At 45.8% G+C, this 14,989-nt stretch carries 8 protein-coding genes; all 8 read right to left on the reverse strand.

The window, feature by feature from the left end:
• Positions 1 to 296: 296 nt before the first annotated feature.
• The 8 genes from ACQ5BJ_RS25335 to rpoB all read right to left on the reverse strand — a co-directional run bounded on the left by ACQ5BJ_RS25335 (position 297) and on the right by rpoB (position 14,792).
• Complete coding sequence (locus ACQ5BJ_RS25335) at positions 297 to 1,532, reverse strand: hypothetical protein (RefSeq protein WP_430112902.1); 1,236 nt, start codon at positions 1,530 to 1,532, stop codon at positions 297 to 299.
• A 1,006-nt stretch (positions 1,533 to 2,538) separates the two neighbouring features.
• Complete coding sequence (gene tuf, locus ACQ5BJ_RS25340; RefSeq protein ID WP_005544560.1) at positions 2,539 to 3,732, reverse strand: elongation factor Tu; 1,194 nt, start codon at positions 3,730 to 3,732, stop codon at positions 2,539 to 2,541.
• Positions 3,733 to 3,837: 105 nt separating this feature from the next.
• A complete protein-coding gene (fusA, locus tag ACQ5BJ_RS25345) occupies positions 3,838 to 5,913 on the reverse strand; it encodes an elongation factor G (protein WP_005544561.1) in 2,076 nt (691 codons plus the stop codon).
• Positions 5,914 to 5,975: 62 nt separating this feature from the next.
• A complete protein-coding gene (gene rpsG / locus ACQ5BJ_RS25350; protein WP_005544562.1) occupies positions 5,976 to 6,446 on the reverse strand; it encodes a 30S ribosomal protein S7 in 471 nt (156 codons plus the stop codon).
• A gap of 32 nt (positions 6,447 to 6,478) precedes the next feature.
• Positions 6,479 to 6,898, reverse strand: coding sequence for a 30S ribosomal protein S12 (gene rpsL, locus ACQ5BJ_RS25355; RefSeq protein ID WP_005544563.1), 420 nt, complete (start codon positions 6,896 to 6,898; stop codon positions 6,479 to 6,481).
• A gap of 136 nt (positions 6,899 to 7,034) precedes the next feature.
• On the reverse strand, positions 7,035 to 7,289 hold the full coding sequence (locus ACQ5BJ_RS25360; RefSeq protein WP_005544564.1) for a ribosomal L7Ae/L30e/S12e/Gadd45 family protein: 255 nt from the start codon (positions 7,287 to 7,289) through the stop codon (positions 7,035 to 7,037).
• A 185-nt stretch (positions 7,290 to 7,474) separates the two neighbouring features.
• Positions 7,475 to 11,098, reverse strand: a complete 3,624-nt coding sequence (rpoC, locus tag ACQ5BJ_RS25365) for a DNA-directed RNA polymerase subunit beta' (RefSeq protein ID WP_040735562.1) — start codon at positions 11,096 to 11,098, stop codon at positions 7,475 to 7,477.
• A 151-nt stretch (positions 11,099 to 11,249) separates the two neighbouring features.
• Positions 11,250 to 14,792, reverse strand: a complete 3,543-nt coding sequence (gene rpoB / locus ACQ5BJ_RS25370; protein ID WP_268594477.1) for a DNA-directed RNA polymerase subunit beta — start codon at positions 14,790 to 14,792, stop codon at positions 11,250 to 11,252.
• Between the last annotated feature and the right edge of the window lie 197 nt (positions 14,793 to 14,989).

Below are 14,989 nucleotides of genomic sequence, written 5' to 3' on the forward strand. Positions count from 1 at the left end.
TTGCATCGGACATACTCCGTGAAAATTTTCCTAACACATCGCCATGGCAAAGGGGCCGGGTGTGTCGGTAACCTCTCACTTCATCGCAACGTCGACGAACAACATTCACTATTATATATAAATGTCCTGACTATTGCAAGTTTTTTTCGTAACTCTTTTCAGACGATTGCTTGCGGGCAGCCAGGACATAACATAACTCAATTCTATTAGGCACTTGTTAGAGTCTATCACAGTTTATATAAATATTGAAAGATGAAGGTTCTGGATGCTGTTCCAGCCTCCGTAAGCTGTCCGATTTACTTTGCTCTCCATACGGTACCGTCGGAGAACTTAACCGATGTTACCTTCACACTTGCCTTGACCATATTGTCATGGAAATGCATCTTCCAGGTGTATACTCCTCTACTTCCCATTCCTATCACCTCGGAAAGATTTTGTGCAATTCCCTTTAATGATGATTCCTTTGTTATGGTATTACGGACGACTCGATTGTAACTGTCATATCCCGTCACAATAACTTCGAATGCGACTACTCGCTTCTCCGATAAATTTATGATGTCAACATTTACTTCAGGAGTACCTATAGAGTCATAACTTACTTCTGTATCTAGCACTTTTAGTGGTTGGTTATTATTTCTCTTCAACTCTTGCTTCAAATACGCTTTGACTTCTTTTTCGAATATCTTATACTCCTGATCTAATTGGTACTTTGCGTCTTCAAGTCTTGTCTTACTTTTGTAAAAATCGATTTCCTCTATAGCTCTTAAGTTTGCTACTTTTTCCCCCTCGACGGTAACCACATTAAATAAAACCGTTCCTAAGTATCCCATCACTATTCGTTTTGCATTATCCTCTTGCTTGTTACCTTTTACTGCAGCGACAGTTTCAACATTACGTAGGGTTTCAAACTTCTCTTGTATTTGACCATCTTGCAAGTAGAAATGCTTAATTTGAATTTGACTCATCGTTTGTCCAGTGCGATTATAAACTTTATCGTCTGTGACCCAAATATTCAATTCATTGTTATAGGTTGAAGAATTGAGCTTCAATTGTATCGTTTTACTTTTTGCTTCCCATGTCATATCACCAAACATTTTTAGATCGCTTAAACGAATTACGTTTGTATTATCAATTTGATATGCTGTCAGCTTAAGGTTCCCCACGTAGATTTCTTTGTCTGTATAATGAACCGTAATTTCCTTTTTTGAAGGAGCTGTATTTCCTTGTTTTACTCCTTTTATTTCCTTATTAAGGTTACGAGAAATACGTATAGGATCCGTTTTTCCACCAACTGCTACATCGAATCCGTATTCGATTAGCTGTTTAACCGGTATCCAGAAAGAATTACGAAATGTATAGCCTGATATCGAAATCCCGTTAATTTTTCCTTTCATTTGCTCAGATGAGATCTTCCCTATAGCAGCACTTTCTTGTAAATAATTCGATTTTGCTGATGCTATACCCGACATCGAGGTCAGTAGTAATACACTTACAAGCATCAATACAACCGCCTGACTCATCCACTTTCTCATTTGTCTCCCCCTGTTATAAATAAAGTAAATACGAAAGCAAGCATAACACGCAAAACATCCATAACATAGAAAAAGACTAGTCATTAAACCAGTCTTTTCCACTGTATGCTGGATTTCTATCGACAAAGAAATCAACGTGACTATAAATGCTTCATTTAGGATTCAATTGCTCAGCTGAAAATGCAACCTCTACTTTCACCTCATGTATATAGCTGATCATCCTTAAAAGGTGAATCATCATCTTGAATAAGCTCCAATGCGATGTACTATGCTTTACATGCTCCACGATTTGCTGAAATGCACCTTCTTATTAGCGGCCAACTTGTTCCCTCTTTAGCTACAATGGCCAACTTGCGCCATGCTCACCTGCTCGGTCGTTCTAGTCGATCCCGTTCTTCATATGTTTGTACAAGCTGGTGCTCAAGACATTTCATCGGTATGCTGTTCCAATGTCAGTTGCAAACATTCTATTGGACAGTGTTTTAGAATCAGCTGTTTTAATTGATCCATACTTAGAATGATTGTTAACTTGTTAAAACTTCTCTGTCATACCTTTCATCTGTGGCAATAAATATAGCCTAAGCTGACATAGCAAGGTAAGTTTGTCCCACGTCAAACCGAGGACATCGATGTATGGGATGAGTTGTGGATAAAAGAATCATAGCTTGTTCTAATGGTTGGCTTTCTGTAGATATTATAACTTCTTTATCCACAGTACGTTCCTTGGTTTACTTGGCACCCCATTCCCAGCAGCTTGTTGCTCCTTCTTATTGCTTCCCTCCTGTGTCTCACTACTTCCACAAATATTCTATTTTCTCTAGCTCTACGTACCTATACCTTTTGAATTTTATTACATATTATAGCGCTATAATGGAATATTCGTGTAAAGCATTCTGGTCAGCACTTCTTAAAAGAATGATGAACATTAGCTGTTCTTTATATAAAGCAAAAGCCCCTTATCACAAGGATAAGGGGCTTTTATTACCGACTATTGTCGGTACTATCATTATTTGATGATAGTTGCAACCGCACCAGCACCTACTGTACGGCCACCTTCGCGGATCGCGAAGCGAGTACCTTCTTCAATCGCGATTGGAGCGATCAATTGTACAGTAACTGTGATGTTGTCACCAGGCATAACCATTTCAGTACCTTCTGGCAAGTTGATGATACCAGTTACGTCCGTTGTACGGAAGTAGAACTGTGGACGGTAGCCTGTGAAGAATGGCTTATGACGGCCACCTTCTTCTTTAGTCAAAACGTAAACTTGAGCAGTGAACTCAGTGTGTGGTTTAACCGAACCTGGCTTAACCAATACTTGGCCACGCTCGATGTTGTTGCGGTCTACACCACGAAGCAACGCACCGATGTTGTCACCAGCTTGAGCGGAATCCAAAAGTTTACGGAACATTTCAACGCCTGTTACTACGGACTTACGAGTCTCTTCTTGGATACCAACGATTTCGATCTCGTCGCCGACTTTAACAGTACCACGCTCTACGCGGCCAGTAGCAACTGTACCACGACCAGTGATGGAGAATACGTCCTCGACTGGCATCAAGAATGGCTTGTCAGTGTCACGTTCTGGAGTTGGGATGTACTCGTCGATTTGTGCGAACAATTCAACGATTTTGTCAGCCCATTCTCCGTCTGGGTTTTGAAGAGCTTCACGAGCGGAACCGCGGATAACTGGAGTGTCATCGCCAGGGAATTCGTATTCGCTAAGCAAATCGCGAATTTCCATTTCAACCAATTCCAACAACTCTTCGTCTTCAACCATGTCGCATTTGTTCATGAATACGACGATGTAAGGTACGCCTACTTGGCGAGACAACAAGATGTGCTCACGTGTTTGTGGCATTGGGCCGTCAGCTGCGGATACTACGAGAATCGCGCCATCCATTTGAGCAGCACCAGTGATCATGTTTTTAACATAGTCGGCGTGACCTGGGCAGTCAACGTGTGCATAGTGACGGTTAGCGGACTCATACTCTACGTGGGACGTGGAGATTGTGATACCGCGCTCGCGCTCTTCTGGAGCTTTATCGATTTGATCGAATGCTACAGCTGCACCGCTACCATATTTTTTAGACAGAACTGTTGTGATAGCAGCTGTCAAAGTTGTTTTACCATGGTCAACGTGACCAATTGTACCGATATTAACGTGCGGTTTCGTACGTTCAAACTTAGCCTTTGCCATTTGAACTAGTCCTCCTTCAATGAGTGGAATAGATATATGTTATAAGCAGCTGAGACACACAACAAGTCATGTGCTCAGCCGATTGCAAATGAATCAGAAGCGAAATTATTCGCCTTTGTTCTTCGCGATAATCTCTTCGGAGATATTCTTAGGAACTTCTTCATAGTGAGAGAGTTCCATGGAGAACACACCGCGTCCTTGAGTACCGGAACGCAAAGTTGTGGAGTAACCAAACATCTCGGAGAGAGGTACCTTAGCACGGATAATTTGTGCACCAGCACGAGCATCCATACCTTCGATACGACCACGACGGGAGTTCAACATACCCATAACATCGCCCATGTACTCTTCTGGCACTGTAACTTCTACTTTCATGATTGGCTCAAGCAATACTGGCTTACACTTGTCCTTAGCAGCTTTAAGCGCCATGGAACCAGCGATCTTAAACGCCATTTCACTGGAGTCAACATCATGGTAGGAACCGTCGAAGATAGTAGCCTTGATATCAACAAGCGGGAAGCCTGCCAAGACACCGTTCTTCATCGATTCTTCAATACCAGCTTGAACCGCAGGCACGTATTCACGAGGGACTACGCCACCAACGATTTTGTTCTCGAACTGGAATCCTGTTCCTGGCTCGAGAGGTTCGAAGTCGATCCATACGTGACCGTATTGACCACGACCACCGGACTGACGTACGAATTTACCTTCAACTTTAGCTGGTTGACGGAATGTCTCACGATAAGCAACCTGTGGGCTACCTACGTTCGTATCAACCTTGAACTCACGACGCATACGGTCGATGATGATATCAAGGTGAAGCTCACCCATACCAGACAAGATCGTTTGACCTGTCTCTTCATCAGTGTAAGCACGAAGTGTTGGGTCTTCTTCTGTCAACTTCGCCAAAGCAGTACCCATTTTATCTTGGTCTGCTTTAGTCTTCGGCTCAACTGCGATACTGATAACCGGATCTGGGAAATTCATGGATTCCAAGATGATCGGAGATTTTTCATCGCAGAGCGTGTCGCCTGTACCTGTATCTTTCAAACCAACGGCAGCAGCGATATCACCAGCATAAACTGTAGCGATTTCCTCACGGCTGTTCGCATGCATTTGAAGGATACGGCCAATACGTTCACGTTTGCCTTTTGTCGCGTTCAAGACGTAAGAACCGGAGTTCAATACACCAGAGTAAACGCGGAAGAACGTCAACTTACCAACATAAGGGTCAGTCATGATCTTGAACGCAAGTGCCGAGAACGGCTCTTCATCCGAAGAATGACGAACTTCTTCTTCACCATCTTCAAGATGACCTTTAATGTCAGGTACATCAAGTGGGGATGGCAAGTAGTCAACGACAGCATCAATCATGAGCTGTACGCCTTTGTTGCGGTAGGAAGAACCACATACTACTGGGAAGATTTGAACGCTACATACCCCTTTGCGAAGAGCTGCTTTCAGTTCAGGAACTGTAATTTCTTCGCCTTCAAGGTATTTCATCATCAGATCTTCGTCAAGTTCTGCGATTTTCTCTATCATTTCCATACGAAGTTCAGCGACTTTGTCTTTGAACTCAGCAGGAACTTCTGTTTCATCAACTTCTTTACCCAAGTCATCTTTGAAGATGTAAGCTTTCTCTTCCATCAAGTCAATGATGCCTGTAAAGTCGTTTTCTGCACCGATAGGAAGCTGAATAGCAACAGCATTCGCTTGCAAACGATCCTTCATGGACTCGATAACGTTGAGGTAATCAGCGCCGATGATATCCATTTTGTTAACGTATGCGATACGAGGTACGCTGTACTTGTCAGCTTGACGCCATACCGTTTCAGATTGCGGTTCTACGCCTTCTTTAGCGGAGAACACGCCTACTGCTCCATCCAATACGCGAAGGGAACGCTCAACCTCTACCGTAAAGTCAACGTGCCCCGGAGTGTCGATGATATTTACACGATGGCCCTTCCATTGCGCTGTAGTCGCAGCGGAAGTGATCGTAATACCACGCTCTTGCTCTTGTTCCATCCAGTCCATCGTAGCGGCGCCTTCATGCACCTCTCCGATTTTGTGAGTACGGCCTGTGTAGAACAAGATACGTTCCGTAGTTGTTGTTTTACCGGCATCGATGTGAGCCATGATTCCGATGTTACGCGTATTTGCTAAGGAGAACTCTCTTGCCATGGAATGGTCTCCCTTCAAATTGGGTTTGGTTACTCGAATATCGAGACCAAAACAGCTTTATCCTACCAACGGTAGTGAGCAAACGCTTTGTTCGCTTCAGCCATTTTGTGCGTATCTTCGCGTTTCTTAACTGCTGCACCAGTGTTGTTGGAAGCATCGATAATCTCTGCTGCCAAACGCTCTTCCATCGTTTTCTCACCGCGGTTGCGGGAGTAGTTAACCAACCAGCGCAATCCCAAGGATGTGCGGCGCTCAGGTTTAACTTCGATAGGCACTTGATAGTTAGAACCACCTACACGGCGAGCCTTAACTTCAAGGACTGGCATGATGTTTTTCAGTGCTGCTTCAAATACTTCCATAGGATCGTTGCCTGTACGCTCACGAATGATTTCGAAAGAATTGTACAAGATCGATTGAGCAACACCACGTTTACCGTCGAGCATGATGCGGTTGATCAAGCGAGTAACAAGCTTGCTGTTATACACCGGATCCGGCAACACGTCGCGCTTAGGAACTGGACCTTTGCGTGGCATGTGAATCCCCCTTTCTGAGTAGCATTAACTTCTTATTTCTTTGCTTTAGGACGCTTCGTACCGTATTTGGAACGAGCTTGCATACGATTGTTTACACCTGCAGTATCCAAAGCACCGCGAACGATGTGGTAACGAACACCCGGAAGGTCTTTTACACGACCACCGCGAACGAGAACAACACTGTGCTCTTGCAAGTTATGGCCGATACCACCGATGTACGCTGTAACTTCTACACGGTTCGTCAAGCGAACACGAGCATATTTACGAAGCGCGGAGTTCGGTTTCTTCGGAGTCATTGTACCTACACGAGTGCAGACACCGCGTTTTTGAGGCGCGCTCAAATCCGTTTCTTCACGTTTCAACGCGTTGAAACCTTTTTGCAAAGCTGGGGATTTGGATTTAGTAACTTTATCTTTGCGGCCCTTACGTACCAATTGGTTAATTGTTGGCATGTTGGCACCCCCTTCCCATATTATCGACACCTTCACAAATCATTCATCTAAGTCCACAGATCCAGGTGGTTCATAAATGAACAAATGAAATGTCTTTGCCCCAGAATTTCTTCTGTTACAAAAACAATCGGCTTCCTTATTCTTCTTCAACGACAGCTGCGACGGCTGCACCTACTTCAATGCCGCATGCCTTGCCAAGATCGCGCATCGTGCTGACATATGTCAATTTGATACCCTTCTTCTCACATAAGCTTACGACTTTCGATGTAACGCGTTCATCAGCGTCTTCGGCAATGTACACCTCGATGGCCTTATCAAGCTCAACCATCTTCAATGTTTGCTTCGTCCCAATACGAATTGTTGCATCCTGTAAACCTTTTTCATTAGACATGAAGCATGTTCCTCCAAAAGCACAGGTCTTTGTCTTGGGCACACTACGACATAATATCACTTCGTTTACCCAGTGTCAAGCAATTTCGTAACTTCTTTTTCAAAACAATATATTTGTTACAAAAATGGAGGTTGGCGCCGTACTAGACAGCGCCAACCAACTCATTTGAAACTCATTATTTGAGCTTACTCAGCTGCGCCAACACTTGCTGCATCTAGGGATTCTTCCGTTACTTCCTCGTCAAGCGGATTAATCACTTTAACGCTGCGATAACGGTTCATACCTGTACCTGCAGGGATCAGCTTACCGATAATAACGTTCTCTTTCAAGCCGAGCAATTGGTCGACTTTACCTTTGATCGCTGCATCAGTAAGAACGCGAGTTGTCTCCTGGAAGGATGCTGCAGACAAGAAGGAGTCTGTCTCCAAGGATGCCTTCGTGATACCGAGCAAGATCGGTTTCGCAACAGCAGGTTCCTTGCCAGAGAGGATCGCCTCTTTGTTCGCTGCTTCATATTCATGCATGTCAACGAATGATCCTGGAAGCAATGTCGTTTCACCCGCATCGATGATACGGATTTTGCGAAGCATTTGCTTGATCATAACTTCGACGTGCTTATCGTTAATTTCTACCCCTTGGTTCCGGTATACGCGTTGAACTTCTTGCAAGATGTAGTTCTGAACGCCACGGATACCTTTAATGCGGAGCATTTCTTTAGGGTCGATGGAACCGTCTGTAATCTCATCGCCGGCTTCGATTGCCATGCCTTCGCTTACGCGGACACGAGAACCGTATGTGACGGAGTACACTTTGGACTCTGCCTCACCTTGGATTTCGATTTCACGACGATCTTTCGCTTCGCGAATTTCCTTAACCACACCGTCGATCTCGGAAATGATCGCTTGCCCTTTCGGATTGCGCGCCTCGAACAACTCTTGGATACGCGGCAAACCTTGTGTAATATCGTCACCCGCGACACCACCGGTATGGAACGTACGCATGGTGAGCTGTGTACCTGGTTCACCGATGGACTGCGCCGCGATGATACCAACAGATTCACCAATTTCAACGTGCTTACCAGTCGCCAGGTTGCGACCATAACAAATTTTACATACACCGTGACGAGCACGGCAGCTGAGCACGGAACGGATCATCATCTTCTGTACGCCAGCATTGACGATCAACTCTGCCTTATCCGTATCGATCAGTTCGTTGCGGTTAACAAGGATTTCCCCTGTCTCCGGATGGCGAACGGTTTCACCGGAATAGCGACCTTCGATACGATCGTACAAGCCTTCGATAACTTCTTTACCGTCGGAGATGTTGGCTACTAAGAAGCCTTTATCCGTACCGCAATCTTCTTCACGAACGATAACGTCTTGTGCAACGTCAACGAGACGACGAGTCAAGTAACCCGAGTCCGCCGTACGAAGAGCCGTATCCGCGAGACCTTTACGCGCACCGTGAGTGGAAATAAAGTATTCCAGGACCGTCAGGCCCTCACGGAAGTTCGATTTAATTGGCAACTCAATGATTCGACCGGACGGGTTGGCCATGAGACCACGCATACCACCCAGCTGAGTAATCTGCGATTTGTTACCCCGTGCTTTGGAGTCAACCATGAGCATGATGGAGTTATAGCGTTCCATCGATTTCATCAAAATATCGGTAATCCGATCTTTCGTGTTCGACCAGATTTCGATGACACGGTCATAACGTTCTTCGTTCGTAATCAGACCGCGACGATATTGGTTCGTAATCACGCGTACTTTCTCTTCGGATTCCTTCAAGATATCCACTTTCTCTTGCGGTACGATAACGTCGGATACCGCGATCGAGATACCAGCCTTCGTGGAATACGTGAAACCGATTTGCTTGATACGATCCAAGATAACAGAAGTCTTCGTCGTATGGAAAATATCAAAGCAGCGGGCGATAATTTGACCAAGATAGTCTTTACCTACCCCACCTGTTTGCGGAATATTTTCAATCAACTCTCTAATATTCGCGCCTTTTTCATATACGAAATAGTGTTCCGGTGTTCCCTCGAACAAGTTGCGCTTCGTCGGCTCGTTGATGTACGGGAAGTCCGCCGGGAAGATTTCGTTGAAAATGATACGTCCAACCGTTGTAATGAGGAACGCATCTTGTTGTTTTTCAGTAAAGTCAGATTTACCCAATGCACGTACTGGAATCGCAACGCGTGCGTGCAAGGATGCCGAACCGCGTTGATAAGCAGATACAGCCTCGTTAACGGAGCCAAAGATCATGCCTGTTCCTTTAGCTTCCTTGTTGTCCATCGTCAAGTAGAAGGATCCAAGAACCATATCCTGAGATGGGGTTACAACTGGCTTACCGTCTTTCGGGTTCAAGATGTTGCCGGAAGCGAGCATAAGAAGACGAGCTTCTGCTTGTGCTTCTGCAGACAACGGAACGTGAACCGCCATTTGGTCACCGTCGAAGTCAGCGTTATAGGCTGTACATACGAGTGGGTGAAGACGGATTGCTTTCCCTTCTACCAAAATCGGTTCAAATGCTTGGATACCGAGACGGTGAAGTGTTGGTGCACGGTTAAGCAATACTGGATGCTCGCGAATCACTTCTTCGAGAACGTCCCATACTTCCGGGCTAATGCGCTCTACTTTACGTTTCGCGCTCTTAATGTTGTGTGCCAAACCTTTATTCACGAGTTCTTTCATGACAAAAGGTTTGAACAGCTCAAGCGCCATTTCCTTCGGCAAACCACATTGGTACATCTTCAAGTAAGGACCTACGACGATAACGGAACGACCAGAGTAGTCAACCCGTTTACCGAGCAAGTTCTGACGGAAACGACCTTGCTTACCTTTGAGCATATGGCTGAGCGATTTCAATGGACGGTTACCAGGGCCTGTAACTGGACGACCACGGCGACCGTTATCAATCAAGGCGTCTACTGCTTCTTGCAGCATACGCTTCTCGTTCTGCACGATAATGTCCGGGGCACCCAAGTCAAGCAAACGCTTCAAGCGGTTGTTCCGGTTGATTACACGGCGATACAGGTCATTCAAGTCAGACGTCGCGAAGCGACCGCCATCGAGCTGTACCATTGGACGAAGCTCTGGAGGAATAACCGGAAGAACATCGAGAATCATCCAATCTGGCTGGTTGCCAGAGTTGCGGAATGCTTCGATTACTTCCAAACGCTTGATCGCACGGTTGCGGCGTTGGCCCTGTGCCGTACGAAGTTCTTCCTTCAGCACTTCAAGTTCTTTCTCAACATCCAAGTCTTGCAAAAGCTTCTTAACCGCTTCTGCACCCATTCCTGCTTGGAATGCGTGACCATACTTCTCACGGTAGCTGCGATATTCCTTCTCAGAAAGCAATTGCTTCTTCTCAAGAGGCGTATCGCCAGGCTCTGTTACAACATAAGATGCGAAGTAAATGATCTCTTCCAAGGAACGCGGAGACATGTCCAGCGCCAAGCCCATGCGGCTTGGAATGCCCTTGAAATACCAAATGTGCGACACAGGAGCAGCCAATTCAATATGACCCATCCGTTCGCGGCGCACCTTCTGACGTGTTACTTCAACGCCGCATCGATCACAGACAACGCCTTTGTAGCGTACACGCTTGTATTTACCGCAATGACACTCCCAGTCTTTCGTCGGTCCGAAAATCTTCTCGCAGAACAAACCTTCTTTCTCCGGTTTGAGCGTACGATAGTTAATCGTTTCCGGCTTCTTGACTTCGCCACGAGACCAAGAACGAATCTTTTCGGGAGAGGCAAGCCCGATTTTCATAAATTCAAAATTGTTGACGTCCATCAAGGAGCGACCCTCCTTAATCTGTACTTGAGTGTACCGCTCTGTTAGTACACAGGAGCGGAATTCTGTGTTCGAACCATATATGGGTTGGCGGTGGCCGTATAGCAAATGCTAACGGCCACCGTCCGATCCAACGTTATACGACTTCGGCAGCTTACTCGATGACGTACTCGTCATCCATGCCGAGATTCAACTTATCCTGCGGAATATCGTCATCTTCATCGAATTCGCGCATTTCAATTTCTTCTTCGTTCTCTGTCAAGATTTTGACATCCATACCCAAGCTTTGAAGCTCTTTGATAAGGACTTTGAACGACTCAGGAACACCTGGCTCAGGAACATTTTCGCCCTTCACAATCGATTCGTACGTCTTCACGCGGCCGACAACATCATCAGACTTGACGGTAAGAATCTCTTGCAGAGTATAAGCTGCACCGTAAGCTTCGAGTGCCCATACCTCCATCTCACCGAAGCGCTGACCGCCGAACTGTGCTTTACCACCGAGCGGCTGCTGCGTAACGAGCGAGTATGGTCCAGTTGAACGTGCGTGAATTTTATCGTCAACCATGTGTGCGAGTTTGATCATGTACATGACACCAACGGTAACTTCACGCTCGAACGGCTCACCTGTACGACCATCGTACAAGATCGTTTTACCGTTGCGCTGCATGCCAGCTTCTTCCATTGTATCAAATACGTCATACTCGGTAGCACCGTCGAATACCGGCGTTGCCATATGCATGCCAAGGTAACGAGCAGCCATACCCAAGTGAACCTCGAGTACCTGACCGATGTTCATACGCGATGGAACCCCCAATGGGTTCAAGACGACTTGAACTGGTGTACCGTCTGGAAGGAACGGCATATCTTCTTCAGGCAAGATACGTGCGATGACACCCTTGTTACCATGGCGTCCCGCCATCTTATCACCCTCGGAAATTTTACGTTTTTGGGCAATATAAACACGAACGAGTTGATTCACACCTGGAGGGAGTTCATCCCCGTTCTCACGTGTAAATACTTTGACATCAACGACGATACCGTCAGTACCGTGAGGAACGCGCAAGGAAGTATCACGAACTTCGCGTGCCTTCTCGCCGAAGATAGCATGCAAGAGGCGTTCTTCTGCTGTCAGTTCAGTAACCCCTTTAGGTGTTACTTTACCAACGAGAATGTCACCGTCTTTAATTTCCGCACCGACGCGGATAATACCGCGCTCATCCAAGTTCTTGAGCGCTTCTTCACCGACGTTCGGAATATCGCGGGTAATTTCTTCTGGTCCGAGCTTCGTATCACGAGCTTCGGACTCGTATTCTTCAATGTGAATGGACGTATAAACGTCTTCTTTCACCATTTTCTCGGATAGCAAAATCGCATCCTCGTAGTTGTAACCTTCCCACGTCATGAACGCGACAACAACGTTGCGTCCAAGGGCCAATTCGCCGACCTCTGTGGAAGGGCCGTCCGCCAAGATGTCGCCTTTTTTCACGATATCGCCTTTCTTGGCAAGTGGACGCTGGTTAATGCATGTTCCTTGGTTGGAACGCATAAACTTCTGCAATTTATATTTGACGAGGTCACCTTTAACCTCTTTACCATCAATCACTTCAATTTTGCGAACTTGAACTTCATTCGCTGTAACACGCTCGACGACACCGTCTACTTTGGAGACGATACATACGCCGGAGTCTTTCGCAGACTTGTATTCCATTCCTGTACCAACAAACGGAGCTTCTGGCACGAGCAAAGGCACCGCTTGCCGCTGCATGTTTGATCCCATGAGCGCACGGTTGGAGTCATCATTCTCCAAGAACGGAATAAGCGCTGTTGCAACCGATACAACCTGCTTCGGCGATACGTCCATATAGTCAATACGATCCGTAGGCATTGTCAAAATGTTATCAGATTGCTTATTGTAACGAACGATAGCTGTTTCGTCACGGAATGTACCATCTTCATTCAGCGGCGCATTCGCCTGTGCGACTACGTAGTTATCTTCTTCGTCAGCAGTCATATAATCGATATGATCTGTAACTTTACCTGTCTTCGGATCGATCCAACGGTATGGTGCTTCGATAAAGCCATACTCGTTCACTCTAGCGAATGTAGACAAGGAGTTGATCAAACCGATGTTCGGGCCCTCTGGAGTCTCGATTGGACACATACGGCCATAGTGGGATGGATGGACGTCACGAACTTCAAAGCCCGCGCGCTCACGCGTCAAACCACCAGGTCCGAGTGCAGACAGACGACGCTTGTGCGTAAGTTCCGCAAGTGGGTTCGTCTGATCCATGAACTGAGACAACTGGGAGCTACCGAAGAACTCCTTAATGGATGCAATAACAGGTCTGATATTAATCAACGCCTGCGGTGTAATCACGTTCGCGTCTTGGATAGACATGCGTTCGCGCACAACACGCTCCATACGAGACAAACCGATGCGGAATTGGTTCTGCAGCAATTCACCTACAGAGCGCAGACGACGGTTGCCCAAGTGGTCGATATCATCTGTGCTGCCAATTCCATGCAACAAGTTAATAAAGTAGTTAATCGAAGAGATAATATCCGCTGGAGTAATGTTCTTCACGGATTTATCAATGTTACGATTAGCAATAATTTTAATAACTTTGCCGTCTTCGATTGGAGAGAATACGTCGATAACCTGTACTGGGATATCTTCAGACTCCATTACTCCGCCTGCCACATGATAGGTCTTGAAGCCAACATTGCTTTCAAGACGAGGCAAAATTTCGTCTAAGAGACGACGGTCAACGACTTGACCAGCTTCCGCAATAATTTCACCTGTTTCCGTATCAACAAGCGTTTCTGCCAAACGTTGATTGAACAAGCGATTCTTAATGTGAAGCTTCTTATTAATCTTGTAACGACCTACATTCGCTAGATCATAGCGCTTCGGATCAAAGAAACGTGCGATCAGCAAGCTTCTTGCATTCTCCAATGTAGGAGGTTCGCCTGGACGAAGACGCTCATAGATTTCAATCAGAGCCTTCTCTGTTGAATCCGTATTATCTTTATCCAGCGTATTACGGATATACTCATCATGGCCAAGCAAATCTAAGATTTGCTCATCTGTACCAAATCCGAGTGCTCTCAGCAATACCGTAACCGGAATTTTACGAGTACGGTCGATACGAACATAGATAATGTCCTTCGCATCCATCTCAAGTTCCAGCCATGCACCACGATTCGGAATAACTGTCGCCGTGTAAGTTTTCTTCCCGTTCTTGTCAACTTTAGTACTGAAATAGACACTCGGAGAGCGAACTAACTGGCTGACAATTACACGTTCAGCACCATTAATAACGAACGTGCCCGTTTCCGTCATGAGCGGGAAATCACCCATAAACACTTCCTGCTCTTTGACCTCTCCGGTCTCTTTGTTAAGAAGGCGCACTTTTACACGGAGCGGCGCCGCAAAAGTTACATCGCGTTCTTTCGAATCATCGACTGTATATTTGGGTTCACCCAAGCTGTAATCGATAAATTCCAAAACCAAATTACCTGTGAAATCCTGAATCGGTGAAATATCTTGGAACATTTCACGCAATCCCTCGTCCAAAAACCATTGATACGATTTCTGTTGGATTTCAATCAAGTTCGGAACTTCGAGTACCTCTTTGATGCGCGCATAACTGCGCCGAGTGCGTCGTCCATATTGAACAAGATGTCCTGCCAACTTTAACTCACCCCTCATGTCTACTCACAAAAATGGATTGCGAATCCTTTTCGATATCCTTTATAATAAAGTCCACGAAAGAGACTCTAAAAACGAATAATATAGTACAAAATGTCAGAAAAAAGAAAAACGCACGTTCACGGCAAAACGCAAATGCGATGGACGCCGTTTCCCCCGTGTCGCCGTTTCCTGTTGTC

The sequence above is a fragment of the Paenibacillus sp. B1-35 genome (assembly GCF_050474385.1).
In the GTDB taxonomy this organism is placed as follows: Bacteria; Bacillota; Bacilli; order Paenibacillales; family Paenibacillaceae; genus Paenibacillus_B; species Paenibacillus_B alvei.